Raw genomic sequence first — 23957 nt, forward strand, 5'->3', positions numbered from 1 at the left:
CTGCCATATATGGCAGGTGGTATTCTGGCCTGGTGAACAAGACCACTCTGTACCTGCCCGACGAGATCCAACAGTGGCTGCGGGCCGAGGCCAAGCGCACCCGTCGCTCGCAGGCCGAGTTGGTGCGCACCGCGCTGGAGGAACTGCGCGCCCGAGCGCCGCGGGCCGTTCCGCGTTCGATCGGGATGGGCCGCTCCGACGGCGAGGTCACCGGCGCGTCGAGCGAGGAATGGCTCGAGGATCAGTGGTCAGACCCGGTGTGATCACGCTCGACACCTCCGCGCTCTTCGCCTTGCTCGACGGCAGCGACCCGGACCAGCCACGCGTGAGCGAGGCGCTGTTCGCGGATCCGGGGCCCTACCTGGTCCCTGTCGCCACCCTCGGAGAGATCACGTACCTCGTCGAACGACGTCTGGGCTCTCAGATTCTCGACGCGTTCCTCGCCGATCTCGCGGACGGCGCTTTGACTCTCGATTGTGGCGACGAAGATCTGCCCCGTGCTCGCGAGTTGGTGCACCGATACCGCGACCTGCCATTGGGGTTCGTCGACGCCGCCGTGGTGGCCTGTGCGGAGCGCAACGGGCGACGGGTACTGACGCTCGATCGACGGGATTTCGACGTCGTTGCCCGGGAAGACACGATCGACGTCGTGCCACGCTGATACCGCTGCTCGAACGATACCTACGACTCCAGGGCCTGTTCGGCGAGGCGGCGGGCGATGACGCGCAGGCAGAGCGTCTCGTCGGCGCCCTCGAAGATCGACAGCACCCGGGCGTCGACGAAGTAGCGCGATACGGCGTACTCCTCGGCGTAGCCCATGCCGCCGTGGAGTTGCATGGCCTCACGGGTGACCCACTCCGCGGCGCGGCACACGTAGGCCTTCACCATCGAGGCTTCCAGCGCGCCCTCGCCGCGGGCCATCTGCTTCGCCACGGAGTAGGCGAACTGGCGCCCGGCCTGGATGAGCACGGCCATGCGGGCGATCTTGACCTTGGAGAGCTGGTAGTCGAAGACGCTCTTCCCGAAAACGATGCGCTCCTGGGCGTACTCGAGGCCGGCCTGGAACGCCGCCTCCATGAGGCCGACGGCCCGGGCCGCCGTCTGGAGCCGACCGTTCTCGAAGCCCTCCATCTGGAGGTAGAAGCCCTTGCCGAGCCCGTCCTCCTCTCCCACCAGGTTCTCGGCGGGCACGTACCAGTTGTCGAAGCTCACCTCGAAGGAGTGCATGCCGCGGTAGCCGATGGTGTCGATGGCCCGGCCGTCCATCACGCCGCCGTCGTCCTGCTTGAACGTGAACGAGTGCCCCTCCGCCGGTTCCTTGTCGACGACGAAGATCGAGAGGCCCCTGTGGCCGGCGCTGCGGTCGGGATCCGTCCGGGCGAGGAGCATGAGGACGTTGGCACGCCCGGCGAAGGTGGCCCAGGTCTTGACGCCGTTGATCCGGTAGCCGTCACCGTCGGGCGTGGCGGTCACGCCGAGGCCGGCGACGTCGGAGCCGTAGTCGGGCTCGGTCACCATGACGCCGACCATGAGCTCACCGCTGGCGATGCGGGGGAGCCAGCGCTTCTTCTGCTCCTCGGTGCCACCCTTCACGATGGCGCGGGTGAGGATCTCGGGCCGTGTGATGAGCGATCCGCCGAGGCCCAGTGAGCCCCACGAGAGCTCCTCGGTGGCGACGACCATGCCGAGGTAGTCGGACTCGCCGCCCGCGGCCATGCCGTCGTACTCCTCGGGAACCGACAGGCCGAAGCCCCCGATCTCGGCGAGACCCGAGATGACGTCTTCGGGGACGTCGGCGTTCGTGCGGTGCACGTGCTCGGCGACGGGCCGGACCTTGTCCTCGGCGAAGCGGTGGAACGTCTCGCTCACGAGGGAGAAGTCGTCGTCGAGGTGCGTCGGCCCGGTGCCCCGGGTGGCGCAGTCGTCGGCGATCCCGGCGAGGAAGGCCGGGTCGCGGTGAGCTTCCACGAAGGGGAGAGCAGGAGCGAGGTCGCCGGCATCGGCTCCCCACACGGCTTCCCGGCCGATGACCTTGGCGCCCAGGTCGGCGACCACGTCGGCCACGAAGGCGCAGGCCATCCGAGCCTCGAGATCGCCGTGCCCGGCGTAGTCGAGCATCGCCCGACAGGCCTCCACTCCCGCCGCGGCGTGGGTGAGGTCGTAGGCGAGGACCTGGTGCTCGTCGAGCTTGGAAACCGAGATCCTGTCGCCGTCCTTCGACTCGGCGGCGAGGTGGTCGGCCGCCGAGTCGACGAGGTCGGCGGCGAGAGCGACGGCGTCGGCGGCGGCGCTGAGTGCGGGGGAGGTCTGGTTCTCGGGCATGGCCCGGATGCTACCGACGGGTCACTTCACCCCCCGAGCCGGGCTTCTAGTCGACGAGGACGGAGCGGACCTCGTCGACGTCGTAGGGGCGACTGCCGCCGACGGTCACGGAGCCGAGGTCCTGGGTGAGGGTGGTTCCGAAGCCGGTGATGGTGGCGGTGCCGTGCCAGTGGGTCGTCACCGAGAGCGTGTAGGGCTCGGCGCCCGACTTCGTCTCGTAGGTGTAGGTGGCGGCCGGGTGGGCCTCGCTGCCGGGCCGGGTGGACGACGCCGAGTGGCCGTCACCCATGTTCCACACGATGCGCTCGACGGTCGCCGTGGCCGTGACGCTCCACCCGTCGAGGGTCAGGGGCCCGACTTCGAGGTCCGTCGTACCGTCGAGCCACAGCCAGGTCTCGAGGCCGGTGACACCCTCGCCCGCCGGGTTCACCGACACCGACGGGTCGGGCACCGGAACGGAGTCCCAGATCTCGGCGGGCGACGGAGGATCCGGCGTCGGTTCCGGCTCCGGAGCGTCGGCGTCGAGTGGGACGCAGCGCACGCGTGTGACGAGCGCCTCACCGGTCGTGCGGTCGATGAGCTCCTCCCAGTACTCCACGCCCACCTCATCGGCGCTGACCTGGCACAGGAGACTCGTGGGGTCCCCCACCTCTCCCGGGACGACGTGCTGCCAGTAGTAGCGGGCGGGTTGCACCGAACCTCCGGACCCACCACCCCCTGTTCCACCTCCGGATCCACCGGTACCGCCGCCGGGCGTCTCACAGCCTGCGCCGAGGTCGGGGCCGAGCCCGCCCGAGCAGTCGGCCTTTGCTGGAACTGACAGGGGGAGAAGCGACAGTGCTGACGCGGCAACGACAATCACTAGCCGGAGGCTCACGCCTCTAGATGAGGTCAACGCTGTCTCCGATCCTCCATCGTCCTTCGTCCTCGAGAAGTGAGATGAGAAAACGAGTCTCGTAGGGCTCGCGCCTTGACCGAATCACTGCCCCATCGCGGTCGAGGAAGTCGACCGGCGGAAACCGATGCGTAACCACCAAGTCATAGATGACGGACCCCGCAGGGCCATCGCGCGGGCCTCGGTCCTCGATCGAGACGATCTCCTGAATCCGGTCGGCGGCGTGATATCCGCCGGCGATGTTCTCCTCCAACTGGTCGTGTTGGATCTCGTACGCCGGCCCGCGAGGGCTGTAGATCACATCAACCATCTCAATGGTGGGATCCGGATTCGCGGCGAGCCAGTTGATGAACTCGTTGAAGCTCCGGTACATGGCCTCGAAGTCGTCGCCGGTGTTGATGATCTCGGGGGCGTCGGCGGGGACCTCGGGGCCGGGGGGAGTGGTCGTCGGCGTGGGGTCCGCAGTCGTCGTCGTGGACGAGGGCTCCGACGCATCGGCGCGAGTCGTCGAGGTTGCATCGGCGTCGTCACTCCCGCCGCCGCTGCAACCGGTCACGAAGAGCGCGCCCACCAGCGCGACGGCGACGGTGCGTGTCCGCCGAGAGTCCCCCACTCCCATGGAGCCGAACCTACCGGTACCGCTCTATTGGGACAAGAGGCACTTCACAAACGGTTCCGCGGAACCGTGGCCTGTGGAAAAGACGGTCCCGCGGGACCGTCAGGGGCCGCCGCCCTGGGCGGAGCCCCCGCCACCGGTCCCACCGGAGCCACTCTCACCACCGCCGCCCCCGCCTGGCGGGCTGGTGGGCTGGGTCGGCTCCACAGGTGGGGAGGTCGGCTCGACGACGGGCTCGGTCGGCGCCGGCGGCGACGTGGCAACTGGCGCCGGCTCCGTCACCGGGGGGGACGTGGCCACGGGTGCGCTCTGTGTCGCCGAGGACCCCGTCGAACCCGTCGATGTGGTCGCACCCGACCCGGGGTTCTCGAAACGCGAGGGCGTCCCCGACTCCTCGACGGGCTGTGTCTCACCCGGCACGGCGTACGTCGAGATCTCGAACGCCGCGTCGAGCAGGTCCCACACGAACCCGGCCAGGTAGCGGGCACCCTCTCCGGTGAAGTGCACACCGTCGCCGTCACGCATCGTGACGACCTCGCCCTCACGGTTCTCGAACGCCTGCGAGTACACGCCGTTGGGGGAGAAGAGGTCGTACGCGTTCACGTACGCCACCGTCGGGCGTTCCCCGGCCTGCTCGACGAAGACCTCGTTGACCTGGGCGACCCGGCTGCTCATCTCGTCGTCACCGATGGCGGGCGAGCCGATCCAGTAGACCGGCCGCCCCTCGGAGCCGGTGAGAATGTCCATCATCTCGCCGGTCCTCGCGGCGTAGTCGTCACGCCAGTCGCCGGCGTCGTCGACGACCGAGTGGTCGTTGGCGCCCATGATGAACACGACCGCCTCGGGGTTCACCTCGATCATCTGCTGGGAGGCTTCCTCGGGCCAGTCGATGATGGTCTGGTCGACGAGGCCGCTGGAGGTGTGCGAGTCGTACCACGTGCGCACGACGCCGCTCCCGGACGCGTACTCACCGAGCGCCGGACCGAGTGCTCCGGCCAGCGAGTCGCCGCCGACCCAGAGGCGCAACGGGTCTTCGACGCTCAACGGCCGGGTCGCGTCCTCCACGTCGGGCGCGTCGCCGACAACGGCCTCGCCGGCGTCGACGCTGGCGTCGGCCAGTCTCGGCGAGGGTCCTCCCGGCAGGCGCAGCGTGTCGGTGGTCACGAGGCCCACGAGGACGACGGTGACGACCGTGAGCGCGCCGACGAAGACGCGGTACCGGAGTCGGCGGCGCCGCTCGCGCGCGACGCGCCGCTCCGAACGGGTGAGGGGCGCGTCGGAGTCGTCGGGCATAGAGGAGATCCGGAATCCGGAGGAGACGAGGATCGAACCGGGCGGAGGCCCGTCGCCGCGATTCTACCGGTCGGGCTTCTACAGGGTGGGTCTGGGCGCCTCGCCGCCGAGCAGGGCGTCGAGGGGGTCGGCGGCCGACTCGCCGGGGTCGGCGTTCGGGGAGGGCCGCTCCCGGTGGTCCCCCAGCTGGGTCCGGGTCAACTCGGCGTAGAGGCCGCCCGCGGCGAGCAGCTCGTCGTGGGTTCCCGACTCCACGATCCGGCCGTCGTCGACCACGAGGATCCGGTCCGACGACACGACCGTCGACAGGCGATGGGCGATCACGAGCGCCGTCCGGCCCTCGAGTGCCTCGGCGAGGGCGCGCTGGATCATCGCCTCCGACTCCGAGTCGAGGTGCGACGTGGCCTCGTCGAGGATCACCACCGCCGGGTCCTTCAACAGGACACGCGCGATCGCCATGCGCTGCTTCTCACCGCCTGAGAGCCGGTAGCCCCGCTCGCCGACGAGCGTGTCGTAGCCGTCGGGCAACGAGGCGATGAGGTCGTGGATGCGCGCGGCCCTGCACGCGGCCACGAGCTCCTCGTCGGTGGCGCCGGGTTTCGAGAAGGTGAGGTTCTCACGGATCGTCTCGTGGAACATGTGCGGGTCCTGGCTGACGAACCCGATCGCCGCGCGCAGCGACTCCTGCGTGAGCCCGTCGACGTCGTGGCCGTCGAAGAGCACACGACCGTCGGTCACCATGTGGATCCGCGGGACCATCATGGCGATGGTGGTCTTGCCCGCGCCCGACGGGCCGACGAGCGCCACCGTCTCGCCCGGGTCGACGGAGAACGTCACATCTTTGAGGACGAGGGTGTCGTCGTCGGCGTGGGCCGAGTCATCGACCTCCAGGGATGCGATCGACGTGAGGGATCCCGGCGGGTGGCGGAACCACACGTGATCGAACTCGATGTGTCCCTTGGGATTCTCCAGGCCGACGGCGTCGGGGGCGTCGGGGATGAGGCTCTCGAAGTCGAGCACCTCGAACACCCGCTCGAACGAGACGACGGCCGTCATCACGTCGACGCGTGCGTTCGTGAGCTGCGTGAGCGGCGTGTAGATCTGTCCGACATAGACGACGAAGGCCACGAGCGTCCCGATCTCGATCGTGCCGGAGATCACGAGCCGCCCGCCGAGGTAGTAGACGATGGCCGTTCCGACGGCGGACACGAACGCCAGTGCGGCGAAGATCGTGCGTGAGTACATCGCGGTCTGCACACCGATGTCGGCCACGCGTGCCGCCCGATCGTCGAAGCGGTCGCGTTCGGTGTCGTGCCGACCGAACAGCTTGACCAGTAACGCACCCGACACGTTGAAGCGCTCGGTGATCGTGGTGTTCATCTCGGCGTTGAGCTCCATCGACTCGCGCGTGGCCCTCTGGAGCTTCCGACCCACACGGCGGGCCGGGATCACGAACGCGGGGAGCACCGCAAGGGTCAGAAGTGTGAGTCGCCACTCCAACGCGAACATGACGACGAGCGTCACGACGATGTTGATCGTGTTGGAGGCGACCGTCCCGAGCGTGCCGGTGACGGCCTGTTGCGCCCCGACCACGTCGTTGTTGAGGCGTGTTTGGAGCGCCCCGGTCTGTGTGCGGGTGAAGAACGACAGCGGGAGCCGCTGGACGTGGTCGAAGAGCCTGACCCGCAGGTCGTGGATCAGGCCCTCGCCCACCCGGGCCGAGAACAGGCGCTGGGCGAGCGACAGAACCGCGGCGAGGATCGCCAGCAGGACGGCACCCAGGGCCAGCCACCCCACCAGCGCCGTGTTCTCGTCGGGGACCGCGGTGTCGAGCAGGGCGCGCAGCAGAAGCGGCGGGAGGACGGTGACGACCGCCCCGGCGACGACGGTGGCGATGAAGCCGACCAGGAGCCACCGGTAGGGCCGTGCGTACGTGAGGACCCTCCGGAGCACGTGGCGGTCGAGACGCTTGTCGCGCACGACGTCGGGGTCGCGCCGGAACCCGGCGACGGTCTGCCAGTGAGGTGCTGCCATGCAGCGTCCACGGTACCGGTGACGCGGTGTGAGGCCCGATCAGTTGCTCTGCAATGCTGGACGGCCATGACGACACATGAGCGCCCCTTCGGCCGGTACCTCGAGGACTTCGAGCCCGGCGACATCTACAAGCACTGGCCCGGTAAGACGATCACCGAGTACGACGACCACCTGTTCTGCATGATCACGATGAACCACCACCCGTTGCACACCGACGCCTGGTTCGCCGAGACGCAGACCCAGTTCGGGAAGAACGTGGTGGTGGGGAACCTCGTCTACTCCCTGGTGCTCGGCATGAGCGTGCCCGACGTGAGCGGCGCGGCGGTTGCAAACCTCGAGGTGGAGAGCCTGCTGCACCGCAAGCCGACGTTCCACGGCGACACCATCTACGCCGAGACGAAGGTGCTCGACAGGAAGGTGTCGTCGTCGAAGCCCGACCGCGGCATCGTCACCGTCGAGAGCCGCGGCTTCAACCAGCACGGCGACGAGGTCTGCTACTTCCGCCGGAAGGTCATGGTCCTCACCCGTGAGGCGGCCAAGGAACGCGAACGCCCCTACACGTCACCCGAGTAGACGCGCTCCGGGATGCCGCTCGCCTGTCAGCGCGACCTGTTCGACATCTCCGACGGTGTCGCGTACCTCAACACCGCGTACATGTCGCCGCTCCCGCTGTCGGTCTTCGAAGCCGGGCGTGAGGGCCTGGCCGACAAGCTCCACCCCTGGAACATCCTCGGTGACGACTTCTTCGATCCGCCCGAGGAGCTGCGCACGAAGTTCGGGCGCCTGGTGGGGGACACCGACGGTGAGGGGACGGCGATCATCCCGGCCGCCAGCTACGGCGTCGGTATCGCCGCCAATGCCGTGTCGGTTCCCGCAGGCCGCTCGATCCTCGTCCTGGCGGAGCAGTTCCCCTCCAACGTCTACCCCTGGCGCGCCGTCGCCGAACGCGACGGGGGCGACGTTCGCACGGTCCCGCGCCCCCGCGACCACGACTGGACCGCCGCGCTGCTCGAGGAGATCGACACCGCGACGGCCGTGGTCGCGGTGCCCGCCTGCCACTGGTCCGACGGCGCGCCCGTGGACCTCCGTGTCGTGGGTGAGGCGGCCCGCGCCGTCGGCGCTGTCTTCGTCGTCGACGGAATCCAGTGGATCGGCGCCGCTCCCTTCGACGTGGCCGAGATCCGGCCCGACTTCGTCGTCGGTGCGGCCTACAAGTGGCTCCTGGGCCCCTATTCGGTCTGCTACCTCTGGGCGGCGCACGACCGTCGAGACGGTGCGCCGCTCGAGTACGGCTGGCAGGAACGCGCCCGCAGCGACGACTTCGCCCGACTCGTGGAGTACACCGACGAGTTCCGCCCCGGCGCTCGGCGCTACGACATGGGCGAGGTCTCCAACTTCGCCCTCACACCGGCGGCGATTGCGGGGATCGACCTCGTTGTGGAGCTGGGCGTCGACGAGATCGCGGAGTACTCGCGATCGCTGATGGACCGGCTGCTCGACGGAGCGTCGCGTCTCGGCCTCCGTGTGCCACCCGCTGGGTTGCGGTCGCCGCACCTCACCGGCCTCGGCCTGCCCGACGGCGTCGACCCCGGCGAGATCGGCACCCGGCTCCACGACGCCGGCGTCTATGTGAGCGTGCGGGGGACCTCCATCCGGGTGAGCACCCACATCTACAACACGACCAACGACGTCGACCGCCTCCTCGATGTCCTGGACGGACACCTCGGCACGTAGCTGACCGCCGGTGTCTACCGGATGGGTGAGCGGTCGGCGAGCACGTCACCTTCCAACCGGGCCTGGCGCGCGAGCAGCGCGGCCAACTCGTTGGCCCGCCGCAGGCACGCGCACCGGCCCTCGTCGGCCTCATGATCGCGGAGCACGTCGTCGACGAGCGCCACCAGCGATTGCTGCCCCCGCGCCACGACGCGCCCGACGGCCGGTGACAACCCGTCGAGCATGCCGCGCTCCTCCTCGATGTGGGCGGAGAGCACGGTGCGTAGCTCGGTCAACTGGTCGTGGAAGGCGTCGACATCGTGGTCGAGTGCGCTACTCGAGAGGAGGCGCGCCCGCTGCATCAGACGGAGATGGGAGGCCTGCGAATCGGATTCCGGGGTCATCGCCGTCGTCCTGTGGTCCATCCTGCCCACACCACTCCTTTTATCTGGTGTGTAACAGAAATATTATCCGGCTCCTTCCCCGCCGTCACCATCCCGGCGCCATCGGGGGTCGCGGCCCCGTGATCACGCCCGGAGAAGGGTCGACCTCATGGAGCCCGTCGCGCCGTGACGAGAGCGTCGATGGCGGTGCGCTCACCGTCGGACGTGTCGACGCGGCGTTCGACCCTCACCGCCTTCTCCACGGTGAGGCTGGTACCGTCGACGTCGGCGCGCACGTCGTCGGGTGAGAACAGGACGTCGACGTCGCTCGGGCCTCCGTAGCCGTGCACGAGGTTTGTCGTGTCATGGCCGAGAACAACGAGCGTCCCGCCCGCAGCCACGGCTTCAGCTGCGCGGCGATAGACGCGAGAGCGCAGGCTGCTCGGAAGTTGCAGGTAGATCACGGCGACCAGGTCGAAGGACCGGGCCGGTGGTCGGTAGGTGGCCAGGTCCTCGACGACCGTCGTCAGGTCGACGGACGCCGCCGCGGCCATCCGTGCGGCCTTTGCCAGTGCCACATCGGAGAAGTCGACAGCGGTGACCGCCCATCCGCGCTCTGCCAACCACACGGCGTTTCGACCCTCGCCCGCGGCGAGATCGAGTGCGCGGCCCACGGGCAGAGACCGCGCTTCCTCGGCGAAAGTCCCGTTGGGCTCGGCCGACCACACGAGGTCCCTGCTCCGGTAGCGCTCGTTCCACGCCTGTCGATCCATCACACCTGTTGTACCCCATGACCGGCTCGGGTCGGGGTGCGGGTGGCGTATGCAACTGGGAGTCGGGTCCTGCAACTCATCGGCGGCCGGAGAGCAGTTCGTTGTCCGCCTCTGCCAACATGAGGAAACGCACGTGACGCCGAGGGAGGACCGATGGCCAACGACGCCGGTTCGTTCGCCGCCCGCACCGAACTCACCGTGGGCGACTGCACCTACACCTACTTCGCCCTCTCCGCCCTCGACAGTCCCGACATCGATCGGCTGCCCTTCTCGCTGAAGGTGCTCGTCGAGAACATGGTGCGCCACGAGGACGGCGTGTCGGTCACCGCCGACGACATCCGGGCCGTGGCGAGGGGGGACCACACCTCGACGTCGGCACAGGAGATCGCCTTCTCGCCGGCGCGGGTGCTGATGCAGGACTTCACCGGTGTACCCGCCGTTGTGGACCTGGCGGCGATGCGCGACGGCGTCGAGGCCCTGGGCGGTGACCCGGCCGCCATCGAACCGACGGTCCCCGTCGAGCTCGTGATCGACCACTCGGTCATCGTCGACAGCTTCGGGACCCGCGACGCGTTCGACATCAACGCCGCGATGGAGTTCCGGCGCAACCGTGAGCGCTACCAGCTCCTCCGGTGGGGCCAGCAGGCGTTCGAGAAGCTGCGCGTCGTGCCGCCCGACACCGGCATCTGCCACCAGGTCAACCTCGAGTACCTGGCGCGTGTGGTCTTTTCGACCGACGACGGTCTCGTCTACCCCGACACCCTCGTGGGAACCGACTCCCACACGCCGATGGTCAACGGCCTCGGTGTGGTGGGGTGGGGCGTGGGTGGCATCGAGGCGGAGGCGGCGATCCTGGGTCAACCGATCACGATGCTGGTGCCACCCGTCGTCGGCGTGAAGCTCCACGGTGAGCTCGCCGAGGGTGTCACGGCGACCGACCTCGTGCTCACCATCGCCGAGAGGCTCCGCGCGCACGGTGTCGTCGGGAAGTTCGTCGAGTTCTACGGGCCGGGGGTGGCGGCGGTCCCCCTCGAGAACCGCGCCACGATCGGCAACATGTCACCCGAGTACGGATCGACGGTCACGATCTTCCCCATCGACGACGAGACGCTGCGCTACCTCCGCTTCACCGGGCGCAGCGAGGAGCGCGTCAACCTCGTCGAGGCCTACGCGAAGACCCAGGGCCTCTGGCACGATCCCGACGTCGAGCCCGTGTTCTCCGAGCACCTGGAGCTCGACCTGGGCACCGTCGAGCCGAGCATCGCGGGGCCGACCCGCCCACACGACCGGGTGGCCCTGAGCCACGCACGCGACGCCTACCGCGCGGCGTTGCCCACCGTGCTACCCGAGGCGAACGGCACAGCGCCCCACGACGGGCCGTCCGGACTGGTCGATGCCGCCTCCGACGATTCGTTCCCGGCGAGCGACCCCGCCCAGCTCGATCCCTGGGAAACGGATGCCACAGGCGCCCACGAGGAACCATCCGCCGGCGGGGAGCGGGTCTCGAACCCGGTCCAGGTCACGCTCGCCGACGGAACCGTGTGCACGATCGACAACGGGCACGTGGTGATCGCCGCCATCACGAGCTGCACGAACACGTCGAACCCGGCCGTCATGGTGGCCGCGGCGCTGCTTGCCCGCAACGCCGTCGAACGCGGGCTCGGTGTCGCGAGCTGGGTGAAGACCTCGCTCGCGCCCGGCTCACGGGTCGTGATCGACTACTACGAGCGCTCCGGCCTCATGCCCTTCCTCGAGAAGCTCGGCTTCCACCTGGTGGGCTTCGGCTGCACGACCTGCATCGGGAACTCCGGGCCTCTCGACCCTGCGATCTCCGCTGTTGCCCAGCCGCGGGCCCTGGCGGCGGTGCTGTCGGGCAACCGCAACTTCGAGGGCAGGATCAACCCCGACGTGCGCATGAACTACCTCGCGTCGCCGCCACTCGTGGTCGCCTACGCGCTCGCGGGCACGATGGACATCGACCTCCGCGTGGCGCGCTCGGCACCGACCCGTCGGGGAGCGGCGTTCACCTACGCGACATCTGGCCGAGCCCCGACGACGTCCAGCAGGTCATCCGGGACGCCCTTCGCTCCGACATGTTCACCGACGTCTACGACTCCGTCTACGACGGTGACGACACGTGGAACAGCCTGGAGATCTCGAGCGGGGACCGCTACGAATGGGACGACACGTCCACCTACGTGCACCGGCCACCGTTCTTCGACGACATGGGCCCCACGCCCGAGCCGCTCACCGACATCCTCGACGCCCGCTGCCTCGCCAGGCTCGGCGACTCGATCACCACCGACCACATCTCGCCGGCCGGGTCGATCGCGCCCGACAGCCCCGCCGGCCGGTGGCTCGTCGACCACGGCGTGGACCCGCAGGACTTCAACTCCTACGGGTCGCGCCGCGGCAACCACGAGGTCATGATCCGCGGGACGTTCGCCAACGTCCGTCTCCGCAACCAGCTGGCGCCGGGTACCGAGGGCGGCTGGACCCGGTATCAGCCCGACGGCGAGGAGATGACCATCCACAAGGCCTCGACGCGCTACAGCGCCGACGGCGTTCCCCTCGTCGTTCTCGCCGGGTCCGACTACGGCTCGGGGTCGTCACGGGACTGGGCCGCCAAGGGGACGATGCTCCTCGGCGTCCGGGCCGTCATTGCCAAGAGCTTCGAGCGGATCCACCGGTCGAACCTGCTCGACATGGGTGTGTTGCCGCTCCAGTTCCGCGACGGTGAGTGTGCCGACGAGCTCGGCCTCACCGGCGCCGAGCGCTACACGATCGCGGGCCTCGGCGACGTCGGCGAGGAGGACGACCTCCCCGACGAGCTGGCGGTGCGCGCCGAGGACGACGACGGAACGTCTGTCGAGTTCACGGTCACAGTCCGCATCGACACCCCGATGGAGGCCGACTACTTCCGCCACGGTGGGATCCTGCACTACGTGTTGCGCGACCTCGCTACGACGGGAGCACAGGTCGGTTGATCCGCCCCCCGTTTCCCCGGAGGTGATCCGCCGGTAACCTCACGGGCGATGGAGTCCGAGGGGGGACTGTCGATTCGGTTCCACGGCGTGCGGGGGTCGACGCCGTGTGAGGGAGCGCGCTTCGAGCGATTCGGCGGCCACACGTCGTGCGTGGAGCTGTCGTCACCCGGTGAGCCACCGCTCGTTCTCGACCTGGGCACCGGCGTCAAGTCGTTCGGTGAGGAGATCGAGGAGTGTTCCGACTACCACGCCAACGTGCTCCTCACGCACCTCCACTGGGACCACGTGCAGGGCCTGCCCTTCTTCACGCCGCTGCACTCGGGGAGGGGGCTCGACATCTACGGGCCGCGCCAGAGCGAGGGCAGGCTCGTCGACGTGTTCGCACGCTTCATGGGGCCTCCGTTCTTCCCGATCACGACGGAGCAGTTGCGCTCCACCGTCGACTTCCACGACATCGGCGACGACGACTTCGCGGTCGGTGGCGCCAAGGTGCGGTCGCGCTGGGTTCGCCACAACGGGCCCACGCTGGGTTTCCGGGTCGAGCAGGGGGGCTGCACGGTCGCCTACATCCCCGACCACGGGCCGGGGTGCACGCCCGACCTCCCCGACGACTTCATCCCCGACGCCGTGTTGGAGCTCTCCGACGGCGCCGACGTGCTGATCCACGATGCGCAGTACACGGCGGCCGAGTTCGCCAAACGGCGCGACTGGGGACACTCGACGGTCGACTACGCGGTCCACGTCGCCTCCGAGGCGGGAGCGACGTGCCTCACGATGTTCCACCACGACCCTTACCACGATGATCCGACGGTCGACCGGCTCCTCGACTACACACGTGAGCTGGCTTCGACTCGCCGAGTCGACCGCGTTCTGGCAGCCTCGGAGGGATACAGCATCGATCTCACCGAGGAAGCCACGTCGTGACCGACACCGTTCAGGACCATCCCGTCGTCGACCCCGACGAGTTCCGCAGGATCCTCGGGCACTTCGCCACCGGTGTCACCATCGTCACGGCGATGGTCGACGACGAGCCCGTGGGCATGGCCGCCAACGCGTTCTCGTCGGTCTCGCTCGACCCCCCGCTCGTGCTCTTCTGCGCGGCCAAGTCGTCTTCCACGTGGCCGAAGATCCACACGACGGGCTCCTACGCCGTCAACATCCTCGGGGAGCACCAGGCCGAGGTCTGCCGTAATTTCGCGACGGCGCCTTCCGGGGAGCGGTTCCGGGACGTGGCGTTCCACACGGCGGCGACGGGATCACCGATCCTCAGTGACTCCGTGGCGTTCGTCGATTGCCGCATCGATGCGGAGCACGACGCCGGCGACCACACCATCGTCGTCGGGCGCGTTGTCGAGCTCGGGCAGTTCCAGGAGGAGCTTCCCCCGCTCCTCTTCCACCGCGGCGTGTACCCCCGACTCGCGACCTGAATGGCCGCACTCGCATGGGCCGCCCGGCTCGTGCTGGCGGGCGTCCTCGTCGCCGCGGCGGTCACCAAGTTGCGTGACCGCGAGGCCATGCCCGCGCGCCTCCACGCGCTGGGAATTCCGGGCGAGGCCGTCCCGTCCGTGACGGTCGCGTTGCCCGTGGTCGAACTGGTCGTGGCGGTCGGGCTCGTCGCGTGGACGTCGTCGCTCATCCCGGTGTGCGTGGCGCTCGGGCTGCTCGTGCTCTTCTCCATCATCGTCGCCTCCTCGCTCTCCCGCGGTGTCGAGGTTGAATGCGCGTGCTTCGGCGGGGCGTCCGCCGAGCCGATCTCGGCCCGGACGATCGTGCGCAACGCCTGGCTCGTCGCGCTGGGCATCGTCGGAACCGGCTCGGTCGCTGGCGCCACGGGCCTCGCCGTCGCCGCGCTCACCGCGGTTCTCGGAGCGGTCACTTTTCTCGTGTTGCGAGCGCTCGGCTGAGGAGGTCAGGCTTCATGACCATGGCCACCGTCACAGCATCCGATGTCATCGACGGCGTCTTCATCGTCGAGCCGAAGATCTTCTCCGACGACCGCGGGTTCTTCCTCGAGTCGTGGCGTCACGAGTGGATCCCGGGTGCGGAGCCGATGATCCAGGCGAACCGCGCTGACCGAACCGAGGGATCGCTCGTCGGGCTCCACTACCACCGCCGACAGGCCGACTACTGGTACGTGCCGTTCGGCCGGGCGCTCGTGGTGCTCCACGACCTGCGTGAGTCGTCGCCCACCGACGGCAGGACCCTCTCGCTCGAGATCGGCGAGCACGACCACCGCGGCGTCTACATCCCGAAGGGCGTGGCACACGGCTTCTACGCCATGACGGATCTCACGATCACCTATCTCGTCGACGGCTACTACGACCCCGACGACGAGCTCGGGGTGGCGTGGAACGACCCGGCGATCGAGGTCGACTGGCCGAACGACTCACCCGTGCTGTCCGAGCGGGATCAGGCCAACCCGATGCGCGCCGACATCCCCGACGATCTCCGGCCGGCGTAGATCGTCGAGTCCGTCCCCGAGGGGAGCGACAGCGTCGACGATCGCGCGCTTCACTCCACCCGACGGTCCCGGAGTCGGAGGTAGATCTCGCACGCGACGCAGATTCCCGTCGTGGCCGAGAGTGCGGCCGTCGTCGCGACAACGAGCGCGAACACCCAGGCGACGGCCACGAGCCCGACGGCGAGCGCGACGGTGGCAACCGCGAGGAACGCCACGCCGAGCGCCGCGGTGAAACGTTGGGGTCGGGGGTCCTGCATCTCGGTTGTCGGGCCGAGCCGTGGCGCGATGACGAAACGGAACAGGGCCTGGAGTGGGTCGAACGAGGGGCCGAACGCGGCGGCGGGGAAGAGCACGACGGCGAGGACCGGGATCACGATGTCGCCGTGGAAGACGAACCCGGCGAGCAGCACGACGGCCAGCACGCTCTGGGTGAATCGTGGGCCGCGGGCATCGATCGGACGGGGAGCGTCGAGTGGTCCACGGCGCCACCGGGGGCCGCGGGGCTGGAGGTCGTGCGGTGCCGTCACCGTCCCCATCGTAAAGGGGGCACGGCCGGTCTTCTCGATCTTCGTGCCCTGATCGTCCCCTGCCCGGGGGTTCCCGGACCCGTCCGTCGGGCACCGCCGACCGTCGTCCCGGGAGACCATCCAGGAAACCCGGCAAAAGGGTCGAACGAGCCCGGTCACATCGACTACTCTCTGTGGTCACCAGCCATCGGAAGGATCACCATGAGTGCCCTGGATCCGACCAACGACACGTCCGCCGACACGTCCGTCGACACGTCGGCACACGACGTCGACGAGACGGCGGCGCTGCGCGAGACAGAAGTGCTCCGCGGGCGCGCCGACGTCTCGAGCGATCGCGAGCGACACCGGCGGAACCGCCTGGTGGCCGTGCTCGTCGCGCTCGGCGCCGTCACCGCGTTCGTCTACCTGCGCTGGGCCTTCGGGCGTCCCGTGGAACTCGGCCTCCCGAGCGCGCCCGAGTGGCTTCCCGAGTACCTGCCCGTCATCGTGCTCGGCACGATCCTCGTCGGTGTCCTCGCCGTCCCCATGCTCTTCGCCGGGCGCTCCCCGGCGATCACGTACCGCCCGTCGGAGATCGACGTGCGCTTCGACGACGTGCGCGGCCTCGGCATCGTGAAGGAGGAGGTCGTCAAGACACTCAACCTGTTCCTCGCCTACAAGACGTTCCGCGACCGGATGGGTGGGACACCGCGACGCGCCATCCTTTTCGAGGGCCCTCCCGGAACGGGCAAGACCTACATGGCCAAGGCCATGGCGGCCGAGGCCGGCGTGCCGTTCATGTTCGCGTCCGCCAGCTCGTTCCAGTCGATGTACTACGGCCAGACCAACCGCAAGATCCGTTCCTTCTTCAAGGAGCTGCGCAAGGCGGCTCGCAAGGAGGGCGGTGCGATCGGCTTCCTGGAGGAGATCGACGCCATCGCCGGTGCGCGCAGTGGTATGCGGGCCGCACCTCTCCCCGACGGCGTCGACGCGTCGATTCGGAGCGCGCTCGAGGGCTCCGACACGAGCGTGGTCCGCGGACAGAGCGTCGAGGCATCGGCCCAGCGCGAGGGAATCAGCGGTGTCGTGAACGAGCTGCTCGTGCAGCTCCAGTCGTTCGACGAGCCCACACGCGGGCAGCGGTTCCGCGGTGCGTTCGTGAACGCCGTGAACCGGTGGCTGCCGGAGTCCCGCCAGATCCGCCGGCGCCCACCCACGAGCTCCAACATCCTCGTCATCGGTGCCACCAACCGGGCGTCCGATCTCGACCCGGCGCTGCTGCGTCCGGGCCGCTTCGACCGATCCATCCACTTCGATCTCCCCGGCCGGTCGGGGCGGCGCGAGATCGTCGACTACTACCTCGACAGGAAGGCGCACGTTCCCGAGCTCGACAAGGAGGAACGCCGCGACCAGCTCGCGGCGATGACCTTCGGGTACTCGCCGGTGATGATCGAGCACCTCCTCGACGAGGCACTCGTGTGGTCGCTGCGCGACGACCGCGACGCCATGGACTGGGGTGACATCCAGCAGGCCAAGTTCACCGAGGAGATCGGCCTCAAGCAGCCCGTGGAGTACACCGACGAGGAGAAGCGGTCCATCGCCACCCACGAGGCCGGACACGCGGTGATGGCCCACCTCGTCGGCGTCGACCGCAAGCTCGAGGTGCTCTCGATCATCAAACGGCGCGACGCGCTGGGCCTCCTGGCACATTCCGACCTGGAGGAGCGCTTCACCAAGACCCGCAGCGAGCTCACCTCGCAGATCCAGATCGCGCTCGGGGGAATGACCGCCGAGGAGATCTTCCTCGGCGAGTCGGGCACCGGGCCCGGCGGCGACCTGTCCACGGCGACTCGAATCGCGGCCGTGATGGTCGGAGCGCTCGGGATGTCGGGGTCGCTCGTGTCGTTCGAGGCGGTCGAGGGTGGGCCGATCTCCCAGGGCCTCGTGTCGAAGGTGCTGGCCGACAAGCAGGCCCGCAGCGCCGTCGAGCGCCTCCTCGACCAGGCCAAGGAGACCGTGCGCGCCACGCTCGACCGCAACCGGCACCTCGTGGCCGCGCTGCGTGACGAGCTGCTCGTGCGTGACGAGCTGATCGGTGACGAGATCATCGACGTCCTCGAGGAGGCGGACGCGGCCCACGAACTCGGGCTCGACGTGGGCGGCGACCTCTAGTCTCGGGCGCATGTCCCACAACCGGAACACCGGCCGCCTGTCCGGTCGCGTGGTGGTCGTCACCGGAACGGGCACACCTCAGGGGCGCGCCGGCGCGGTGGCACTCGCCCGCGAGGGTGCGGCCGTCGTGGCGGTCGACATCGACGCCGACGCCGCGGCGGCCACCGTTGCGGAGATCCACGCCACGGCCTCGGACTCCTCCGACACGACGGCGGGCGGTGCCACCGGTCGCTGCGCACCGGTGGCGGTGGCCTTCGTGGGCGATCCCGATGACCCGACCGACGCCGCGGCGCTCGTCGAGATGGTGGCCGAGATCTACCCTGACGGATGAGGGTCCACACGATCGGCCACGGGACGCTGCCGGCCGACGAGTTCACCGGTCTGCTCCGCGACCGGGACGTCGACCACGCGGTGGACATCCGGTCCTATCCGGGGAGCCGTCACAACCCGCAGTACCGACGGACCGAGATGCAGCGGTGGCTCCCCGAGGCCGGTATCGCCTACACGTGGGACGAGCGCCTCGGTGGGCGGCGCAAGGGCACCACGCCGTCGCGCCACCCTGCGCTGCGCCATCCGGCGTTTCGCGCCTACGCCGACTACATGGAGACGGACGCCTTCCGGGCCGGGGTCGACGATCTGCTGATCGTCGCCGCGCAGGACACGGTGGTGGTCATGTGCAGCGAGTCGGTGTGGTGGCGGTGCCACCGGCGCCTGCTGGCGGACCACCTCGTGCTGGTGCACGGCGTCGATGTCCTCCACATCATGCACACCGGAACGGTGACCGAGCACCCGCCCCTGGCGGAGGCACGCGTCGAGGAGGGGAACGTCGTCTACGACGGGGGAACACTCGGGTTGTGAGCCGGCGTTCGGTGCTGCGGTCGCGAACCCACCACCAGCCCGCGGCCGATGAGGCCCTCGGTGTCGAGCGTCACGTCATCGAGCCCGGCTTCCTCGAAGGCCTCGACGATCTGGTCCCACGTGAACAGCCCGATGTGGAGACGCTCATGTGAGTACGACACGTCGGTGCCCCGAGCGGACAGGTAGTGCATGTCGAGGATCGCGATGTCGCCGTCGCGCCCACTCGTGACGAGGCGGACGAGTGCCCGGTCACCGTCGTTGACCGGTGTCTCTGCCGACACCCGCCCGTCGTTCCACTCGTCGGGCTGCACGAACGGCTCGACGACGAGCAGACCACCGGGCGCGACGTGTCGGGCCATCGCCGACACCGCCGCCCGGAGACCGTCGGGCGTTCGTGTGTAGCCGATGGCGGAGAACAGACACGTGACGACGTCGAAGGTTCGCTGCAGGTCGAAGGTCGCCATGTCCCCGACGGTGAACGGGACGTCCGGGCATCGGTGCCGTGCCCGCTCGAGGAGGTCGGGGCTGACGTCGACGCCCTCGCAGGTGAAGCGCGTCGAGAGGTGCTCCAGGTGGCGCCCGGTGCCGCACGCCACGTCGAGCAGTGTGGTGGCGGAGGGCACCCGTGCCTCGATGAGATCAACGATCCGGGCTGCCTCGCCGGCGTAGTCCTTCTCACCGTAGATCTGGTCGTAGTACTCGGGTGACTCGCTGCCACGGGGAGTGTCGGCCACAGCGGGAGAGTGTCACACCCGGCCGCGAGGGTGTCCATGGCACGGCCCTCCGGGGCCGTGTGCGAACATCGGACCACGCGACGCGGGGCGGGCATGGCAGCACCGGACGGACAACTCGAATCCGTGGAGGCAAGGGGCGCCGATGGCGCCCGTGTCCGCCGCCCCACCTCGACGTCCTCGTTCGGCGCGAGTCGGCGGGAGGCACACGACGCCTCGGCCTTCTACGAGCGGTTCTCCGAGCCCGACATCTCCGACGACGACACCGTCGTGACGCCACGCGAGGTCGACACGATCATCGTCGGCGACTCACGGTCGATGGATGCCGTGGCGCCGTCGTCGGTGGCGCTCGTGGTCACGTCACCGCCCTATTTCGCCGGCAAGGAGTACGAGGAGGCGATGGGCGAGGGCCACGTCCCCGCCAGCTACCTCGAGTACCTCGACATGCTCACGGCCGTGTTCGCCGAGTGCGTCGACAAGCTGGAGCCGGGTGGGCGCATCGCCGTGAACGTCGCCAACCTCGGGCGGCGCCCGTACCGCTCGCTCGCCGCCGACGTGATCGACATCCTCCAGAACCGGCTCCACCTGCTCCTGCGCGGTGAGATCGTGTGGATGAAGGCCAGGGGTGCGGCCGGGAGCTGCGCCTGGGGGTCGTTCCAGAGTGCCGCCAACCCGGTGCTGCGCGACCTCACGGAGCGGGTGATCGTGGCGAGCAAGGGCCGCTTCGACCGGGCGAAGAACCGGCGGGAGCGCTCCGCTGCCGATCTCCCCTCGGAGGACTCGATCTGGAAGGACGAGTTCATGGAGGCCACCACCGACGTGTGGGAGATCCCCGCCGAGAGCGCCACGCGGGTCGGTCACCCGGCGCCGTTCCCGGTGGAGCTGCCGCAGCGCTGCATCGAGCTCTACACATACCGCGGCGATCTCGTCCTCGACCCGTTCATGGGCTCGGGCTCCACCGCGGTGGCCGCCGTGCGCACCGACCGCCACTACGTCGGCTACGACACCGACGGCGAGTACGTCGCGGCGGCGCGTGAGCGCGTGCGCAACGAGGTCGCGTCGCGGGCCCATGAGGCACCGGAGCTCGATCGGGAGAGAGTGGAGCTCCCGGCGGTCCCCACGCCCCTCGATGCACACGAGGATCCCATCGCCCGGATGGTGCGCGAGGGGCGCGCCGCCAAGGAGGTGGCCGAGGAACTCCTCCGGGTCGCCGGCTTCGACGACGTCGTCGTCACCCGCCGCCAGGCACCCGGCACGACCGCCGATCTCAAGGCACGCGACGCCGCGGGACGCACGTGGCACTTCGACCTGTCCGGCGGGTTCACCACCGGCCACGGCGGGCTCCGCCGCTCCGACGTGCTCTGGAACGCCCTCGGCCGTGCCGCCGTGATGGGCCTCGCCGACGGTGGCACCGCTCCCCTGATCCTGCTCACGACCGACCTGCCCGTGCCCGCCAGCGCGGGAGGAGCCGCGTTGCGCAAGGCGCGCGGCGAGCTCATCGTCGATGCCGTGGAGCTGCTCTCTCCGGCCGGACGTGGCCGCCTCGCCGAGTACGCCACGGGTGCGAGCGACGGTCGCCCGGTCGGGGAGCTCCTCGATCCGTCGCGCCCCACCGGCGTGTCGTAGGGAACTCGTGCCGGCCGAGCGCACCGAGATCACCGAGGTCGTCACCGGTCTGGCCACCCTCGGCTCCGCCACGCTCGACGAGGCGCTCACATCGCAGCCGGCCCAACTGGTCAACGTCGGCAGCGACGTGTGGTCCCGGCTCACCGGGCTCCGCGCGGCGGGGGAGTACGCCGCCGAGTTCCAGGCGGCATGGGCCAACGGCCGGGCGCTGCTCACCAGTCCCGACGCCCTGGCGGGGCGTCACCCGCGCATCGTCGAGTGGAAGGGCAACCAGCGTGTCCCGGGGGAGGATCCCGTGCCCGCCGACCTGCGCATCGACCACGTCTACCTCGTGAGCTGCAAGTACCTCTCGAAGATCCTCGTGAACGCCTCGCCCGTGTCGCTCTTCGACCACGCGCTGCGGCGGGCTCCCGAGGCGACGTCGCCCGACTGGTACCTCACAGCGGCCGCCGACGCCTACCAGGAGCTCTACGACACGGTGCGCCGTGAGCTCCCCGGCGACCTCGGGCTTCCCCCCTTCGTGGCCGATCTGTCGCGCGAGCACCGGGCAACGTTGCGGGAGCACCTCCGGGGCGACTGGTCGTCCTCCACGGCGCTCGTGGCGCGCAAGTTCGCCGCCGAGGTGGCTCGCGTATCGGCCGCACGGTGGCGGGAGCAACTGGCACGCAAGCGCGATCGCGAGCAGATGCTGTGGAGGCTGCTGCGGATCGCCAACGCGCCCTACTTCGTGCTCGGCGCGTCGGCGGGGCGCACGCTGCGGCTGCGCATCGCAACGCCGTGGGACTGGAAGCAGCGCTACGACCTCCGCAGCTTCGAGGTGTGGGGCGACGAAGCGGGCCAGCCCACGGTCCGGTGGCAGGCGTCGATACGCGACAACGAGACCGACAGCGATGTCCCCGTCGACGGCCACGTCGAGGTGCGGTGGTCGCACGGCCGCTTCGCGAAGCCCCCCGAGGCCAAGGTCTATCTCGACACGCTGCACCACCGGGTTCCGGGCTACTTCACACTCCCCGGTGGGGAGCCCCTGTGACGCCGCGACCCGACACCCGCTCCGAGACCGCGGTGCTGCGCCTGTCGTGTGCCGACCAGCCCGGCCTCGTGGCGTCGGTCGCTGAGTTCATCGCCGACAACGGCGGCAACATCGTCCACGCCGAGCAGCACACCGACTTCGAGGAGAACGTGTTCTTCCAGCGGGTGGAGTTCGAGCTCGATGGCTTCGCCCTGGCCCGTGACGAGATCGCTCCTGCGTTCTCCGGCATCGCGAAACGCTTCGGCATGCAGGCCGAGGTCGACTTCTCCGACCCGGCCCCGCGGGTTGCGATCCTGGCGTCACGCGAACCGCACTGTCTGCACGACCTCCTGGCACGGTGGGGGACGGGCGAGTTGAACGCCGACATCCCGCTCGTGGTCTCCAACCATCCCGACCACGCGGAGCTCGCGGCCTACTTCGGTGTGGCGTACCACCACCTGCCGGTCGAGCCGGCCACGAAGGCCGACCAGGAGGCGCAGGTCCGGGCGCTGCTCGCGCAACAGGATGTCGACCTCGTCGTGCTCGCCCGCTACATGCAGATCCTGAGCGGCGAGTTCGTCAGCGAGTGGCAGGACCGCATCATCAACATCCACCACTCCTTCCTGCCGGCCTTCGCCGGTGGCCGGCCCTACCACCAGGCGCACGAACGCGGCGTGAAGGTCATCGGGGCCACGGCGCACTACGCGACCGAAGACCTCGACGAAGGGCCGATCATCGCCCAGGGCGTCATCCCGGTGAGCCACCGCGACGCCGTTTCCGACCTGGTGCGCAAAGGACGTGACATCGAGAAGACCGTGCTCGCGAAGGCGGTGAGCCTCCACCTCGACCACCGCGTCCTCGTGCACGGCCGCCGCACCGTCGTCTTCGACTAGAACCGTTCACGGCCGGATCCTTTGCGCGGGAAGGGCCTCCGGTGGTGTGTGTATACTGTGTGTATGGCACGCGTGAACGTCTACCTGCCCGACGACCTCGCCGCCGAGGCGCGCACGGCCGACCTCAACGTGTCGAAGCTCACCCAGGAGGCGGTGCGTGCCGCCCTCGCCGGTGCGCGTACCAACGCCTGGCTCGACGAGGTCCGGTCGCGCCCACCGACGGGCGTGACCGCCGCCGCGGTCGATGAGGCGATCAGAGCCGCCAAGGACGAGTTGGAGGGTCTTGACTGATTCCGCCGTCGTCGACGCGTCGGCCATGGTCGATGTGCTGATCGACAACGAGCGCGCGGCGGCCGTGCACGATCGGCTCAGCTCCCTCGAGCTCCACTCCCCGGCGCACTTCGACTCCGAGGTTCTCTCGGCTTTCGGTCGTCTGCACCGCGCCGGGGAGATCTCGGCGCCAGACGTCTCCGAGAACCTGGACTACCTCGCAGCGGCGCCCATCGAGCGCCATTCGCTGCCACTCCTGCTCACGGACGTCTGGCGACGCCGAGAGAGCCTTCGCCTCGTGGATGCGCTCTATGTTGCGCTCGCAGAGCGGCTCTCGGCTGTCCTCGTCACCACCGATGCGGCACTCGCCCGTGCCTACGACGGAGCCGAGTTTCCCCAACCGTGACGTGACGAC

Annotated in this window: 25 protein-coding genes and 1 pseudogene; 17 read left to right on the forward strand and 9 right to left on the reverse strand. The window is 69.4% G+C overall.

Features of this window, described 5'->3' with window-relative positions; genetic code table 11:
- Positions 1 to 32 precede the first annotated feature (32 nt).
- Both R3A49_14150 and R3A49_14155 read left to right on the forward strand, forming a co-directional pair.
- Positions 33 to 263, forward strand: coding sequence for a CopG family transcriptional regulator (locus tag R3A49_14150; GenBank protein ID MEZ5171864.1), 231 nt, complete (start codon positions 33 to 35; stop codon positions 261 to 263).
- A complete protein-coding gene (locus tag R3A49_14155; GenBank protein ID MEZ5171865.1) occupies positions 245 to 661 on the forward strand; it encodes a PIN domain-containing protein in 417 nt (138 codons plus the stop codon). The genes R3A49_14150 and R3A49_14155 overlap by 19 nt, the downstream gene beginning before the upstream one ends.
- Before the next feature lie 20 nt (positions 662 to 681).
- Here R3A49_14155 and R3A49_14160 read toward each other — a convergent pair whose 3' ends face one another.
- The 5 genes from R3A49_14160 to R3A49_14180 all read right to left on the reverse strand — a co-directional run bounded on the left by R3A49_14160 (position 682) and on the right by R3A49_14180 (position 7160).
- Positions 682 to 2322, reverse strand: a complete 1641-nt coding sequence (locus R3A49_14160; GenBank protein MEZ5171866.1) for an acyl-CoA dehydrogenase family protein — start codon at positions 2320 to 2322, stop codon at positions 682 to 684.
- Between the two features lie 46 nt (positions 2323 to 2368).
- Complete coding sequence (locus R3A49_14165) at positions 2369 to 3199, reverse strand: hypothetical protein (protein MEZ5171867.1); 831 nt, start codon at positions 3197 to 3199, stop codon at positions 2369 to 2371.
- 4 nt (positions 3200 to 3203) lie between these two features.
- The gene (locus R3A49_14170) at positions 3204 to 3836 is read right to left on the reverse strand and encodes a hypothetical protein (protein MEZ5171868.1); all 633 of its coding nucleotides are present in this window, start codon (positions 3834 to 3836) and stop codon (positions 3204 to 3206) included.
- A 99-nt stretch (positions 3837 to 3935) separates the two neighbouring features.
- Complete coding sequence (locus tag R3A49_14175) at positions 3936 to 5126, reverse strand: hypothetical protein (GenBank protein ID MEZ5171869.1); 1191 nt, start codon at positions 5124 to 5126, stop codon at positions 3936 to 3938.
- 78 nt (positions 5127 to 5204) lie between these two features.
- A complete protein-coding gene (locus R3A49_14180) occupies positions 5205 to 7160 on the reverse strand; it encodes an ABC transporter ATP-binding protein (GenBank protein ID MEZ5171870.1) in 1956 nt (651 codons plus the stop codon).
- Between the two features lie 66 nt (positions 7161 to 7226).
- Between R3A49_14180 and R3A49_14185 the strand changes: the two genes are divergently transcribed.
- On the forward strand, positions 7227 to 7733 hold the full coding sequence (locus R3A49_14185; protein ID MEZ5171871.1) for a MaoC family dehydratase: 507 nt from the start codon (positions 7227 to 7229) through the stop codon (positions 7731 to 7733).
- A gap of 12 nt (positions 7734 to 7745) precedes the next feature.
- Positions 7746 to 8894 (forward strand): aminotransferase class V-fold PLP-dependent enzyme, encoded by a 1149-nt coding sequence (locus R3A49_14190; GenBank protein MEZ5171872.1) that lies wholly within the window; start codon positions 7746 to 7748, stop codon positions 8892 to 8894.
- A gap of 14 nt (positions 8895 to 8908) precedes the next feature.
- Here R3A49_14190 and R3A49_14195 read toward each other — a convergent pair whose 3' ends face one another.
- Together R3A49_14195 and R3A49_14200 are read right to left on the reverse strand one after the other, a co-directional pair.
- Positions 8909 to 9277 (reverse strand): hypothetical protein, encoded by a 369-nt coding sequence (locus R3A49_14195; GenBank protein MEZ5171873.1) that lies wholly within the window; start codon positions 9275 to 9277, stop codon positions 8909 to 8911.
- Between the two features lie 146 nt (positions 9278 to 9423).
- Positions 9424 to 10029: a class I SAM-dependent methyltransferase gene (locus R3A49_14200; GenBank protein ID MEZ5171874.1), complete on the reverse strand. Its 606-nt coding sequence runs from the start codon at positions 10027 to 10029 to the stop codon at positions 9424 to 9426.
- A 153-nt stretch (positions 10030 to 10182) separates the two neighbouring features.
- Between R3A49_14200 and R3A49_14205 the strand changes: the two are divergent.
- The 5 genes and pseudogenes from R3A49_14205 to R3A49_14225 all read left to right on the forward strand — a co-directional run bounded on the left by R3A49_14205 (position 10183) and on the right by R3A49_14225 (position 15477).
- Positions 10183 to 13016 (forward strand): annotated as a pseudogene (locus R3A49_14205) (aconitate hydratase).
- 48 nt (positions 13017 to 13064) lie between these two features.
- Entirely contained in the window at positions 13065 to 13940 is an 876-nt protein-coding gene (locus tag R3A49_14210) for an MBL fold metallo-hydrolase (GenBank protein MEZ5171875.1), read from the forward strand.
- On the forward strand, positions 13937 to 14443 hold the full coding sequence (locus tag R3A49_14215; GenBank protein MEZ5171876.1) for a flavin reductase family protein: 507 nt from the start codon (positions 13937 to 13939) through the stop codon (positions 14441 to 14443). Before R3A49_14210 ends, R3A49_14215 begins: the two co-directional genes overlap by 4 nt.
- The gene (locus tag R3A49_14220; GenBank protein ID MEZ5171877.1) at positions 14444 to 14920 is read left to right on the forward strand and encodes a MauE/DoxX family redox-associated membrane protein; all 477 of its coding nucleotides are present in this window, start codon (positions 14444 to 14446) and stop codon (positions 14918 to 14920) included.
- Between the two features lie 20 nt (positions 14921 to 14940).
- Complete coding sequence (locus tag R3A49_14225) at positions 14941 to 15477, forward strand: dTDP-4-dehydrorhamnose 3,5-epimerase family protein (protein ID MEZ5171878.1); 537 nt, start codon at positions 14941 to 14943, stop codon at positions 15475 to 15477.
- Between the two features lie 50 nt (positions 15478 to 15527).
- Here R3A49_14225 and R3A49_14230 read toward each other — a convergent pair whose 3' ends face one another.
- Entirely contained in the window at positions 15528 to 16004 is a 477-nt protein-coding gene (locus R3A49_14230) for a DUF4395 domain-containing protein (protein MEZ5171879.1), read from the reverse strand.
- Positions 16005 to 16205: 201 nt separating this feature from the next.
- Between R3A49_14230 and R3A49_14235 the strand changes: the two genes are divergently transcribed.
- Genes R3A49_14235 through R3A49_14245 form a run of 3 tightly spaced genes read left to right on the forward strand, consistent with a single transcriptional unit; the run spans position 16206 to position 19013 of the window.
- On the forward strand, positions 16206 to 18155 hold the full coding sequence (locus R3A49_14235) for an AAA family ATPase (protein MEZ5171880.1): 1950 nt from the start codon (positions 16206 to 16208) through the stop codon (positions 18153 to 18155).
- Between the two features lie 10 nt (positions 18156 to 18165).
- Positions 18166 to 18486, forward strand: a complete 321-nt coding sequence (locus R3A49_14240) for a hypothetical protein (protein MEZ5171881.1) — start codon at positions 18166 to 18168, stop codon at positions 18484 to 18486.
- On the forward strand, positions 18483 to 19013 hold the full coding sequence (locus R3A49_14245) for a DUF488 domain-containing protein (protein MEZ5171882.1): 531 nt from the start codon (positions 18483 to 18485) through the stop codon (positions 19011 to 19013). The genes R3A49_14240 and R3A49_14245 overlap by 4 nt, the downstream gene beginning before the upstream one ends.
- Here R3A49_14245 and R3A49_14250 read toward each other — a convergent pair.
- Positions 18986 to 19747, reverse strand: coding sequence for a class I SAM-dependent methyltransferase (locus R3A49_14250; GenBank protein ID MEZ5171883.1), 762 nt, complete (start codon positions 19745 to 19747; stop codon positions 18986 to 18988). The genes R3A49_14245 and R3A49_14250 overlap by 28 nt on opposite strands.
- A 93-nt stretch (positions 19748 to 19840) precedes the next feature.
- Between R3A49_14250 and R3A49_14255 the strand changes: the two genes are divergently transcribed.
- The 5 genes from R3A49_14255 (at position 19841) to R3A49_14275 (ending at position 23948) form a co-directional block, all read left to right on the forward strand.
- The gene (locus R3A49_14255) at positions 19841 to 21370 is read left to right on the forward strand and encodes a site-specific DNA-methyltransferase (GenBank protein MEZ5171884.1); all 1530 of its coding nucleotides are present in this window, start codon (positions 19841 to 19843) and stop codon (positions 21368 to 21370) included.
- Between the two features lie 7 nt (positions 21371 to 21377).
- Positions 21378 to 22400 carry a hypothetical protein gene (locus R3A49_14260; protein MEZ5171885.1) on the forward strand — a complete coding sequence of 341 codons (1023 nt, stop codon included), beginning with the start codon at positions 21378 to 21380 and terminating at the stop codon, positions 22398 to 22400.
- Positions 22397 to 23272 (forward strand): formyltetrahydrofolate deformylase, encoded by an 876-nt coding sequence (gene purU / locus R3A49_14265; GenBank protein MEZ5171886.1) that lies wholly within the window; start codon positions 22397 to 22399, stop codon positions 23270 to 23272. Before R3A49_14260 ends, purU begins: the two co-directional genes overlap by 4 nt.
- Positions 23273 to 23335: 63 nt before the next feature.
- Positions 23336 to 23563, forward strand: a complete 228-nt coding sequence (locus R3A49_14270; GenBank protein MEZ5171887.1) for a type II toxin-antitoxin system CcdA family antitoxin — start codon at positions 23336 to 23338, stop codon at positions 23561 to 23563.
- The gene (locus tag R3A49_14275; protein MEZ5171888.1) at positions 23556 to 23948 is read left to right on the forward strand and encodes a type II toxin-antitoxin system VapC family toxin; all 393 of its coding nucleotides are present in this window, start codon (positions 23556 to 23558) and stop codon (positions 23946 to 23948) included. Before R3A49_14270 ends, R3A49_14275 begins: the two co-directional genes overlap by 8 nt.
- The last annotated feature ends 9 nt before the right edge of the window (positions 23949 to 23957 follow it).

Source organism: Acidimicrobiia bacterium (assembly GCA_041394025.1).
In the GTDB taxonomy this organism is placed as follows: Bacteria; Actinomycetota; Acidimicrobiia; order IMCC26256; family JAOSJL01; genus JAOSJL01.

Excerpts from the sequence above, each read along its gene's own strand:
- R3A49_14160 (MEZ5171866.1), bottom strand. The coding sequence starts at position 2,322 with ATGCCCGAGAACCAGACCTCCCCCGCACTCAGCGCCGCCGCCGACGCC.
- R3A49_14170 (MEZ5171868.1), bottom strand. The coding sequence starts at position 3,836 with ATGGGAGTGGGGGACTCTCGGCGGACACGCACCGTCGCCGTCGCGCTG.
- R3A49_14175 (MEZ5171869.1), bottom strand. The coding sequence starts at position 5,126 with ATGCCCGACGACTCCGACGCGCCCCTCACCCGTTCGGAGCGGCGCGTC.
- R3A49_14180 (MEZ5171870.1), bottom strand. The coding sequence starts at position 7,160 with ATGGCAGCACCTCACTGGCAGACCGTCGCCGGGTTCCGGCGCGACCCC.
- R3A49_14185 (MEZ5171871.1), top strand. The coding sequence starts at position 7,227 with ATGACGACACATGAGCGCCCCTTCGGCCGGTACCTCGAGGACTTCGAG.
- R3A49_14190 (MEZ5171872.1), top strand. The coding sequence starts at position 7,746 with ATGCCGCTCGCCTGTCAGCGCGACCTGTTCGACATCTCCGACGGTGTC.
- R3A49_14195 (MEZ5171873.1), bottom strand. The coding sequence starts at position 9,277 with ATGACCCCGGAATCCGATTCGCAGGCCTCCCATCTCCGTCTGATGCAG.
- R3A49_14200 (MEZ5171874.1), bottom strand. The coding sequence starts at position 10,029 with ATGGATCGACAGGCGTGGAACGAGCGCTACCGGAGCAGGGACCTCGTG.
- R3A49_14210 (MEZ5171875.1), top strand. The coding sequence starts at position 13,065 with ATGGAGTCCGAGGGGGGACTGTCGATTCGGTTCCACGGCGTGCGGGGG.
- R3A49_14220 (MEZ5171877.1), top strand. The coding sequence starts at position 14,444 with ATGGCCGCACTCGCATGGGCCGCCCGGCTCGTGCTGGCGGGCGTCCTC.
- R3A49_14225 (MEZ5171878.1), top strand. The coding sequence starts at position 14,941 with ATGGCCACCGTCACAGCATCCGATGTCATCGACGGCGTCTTCATCGTC.
- R3A49_14235 (MEZ5171880.1), top strand. The coding sequence starts at position 16,206 with ATGAGTGCCCTGGATCCGACCAACGACACGTCCGCCGACACGTCCGTC.
- R3A49_14240 (MEZ5171881.1), top strand. The coding sequence starts at position 18,166 with ATGTCCCACAACCGGAACACCGGCCGCCTGTCCGGTCGCGTGGTGGTC.
- R3A49_14245 (MEZ5171882.1), top strand. The coding sequence starts at position 18,483 with ATGAGGGTCCACACGATCGGCCACGGGACGCTGCCGGCCGACGAGTTC.
- R3A49_14255 (MEZ5171884.1), top strand. The coding sequence starts at position 19,841 with ATGGCAGCACCGGACGGACAACTCGAATCCGTGGAGGCAAGGGGCGCC.
- R3A49_14270 (MEZ5171887.1), top strand. The coding sequence starts at position 23,336 with ATGGCACGCGTGAACGTCTACCTGCCCGACGACCTCGCCGCCGAGGCG.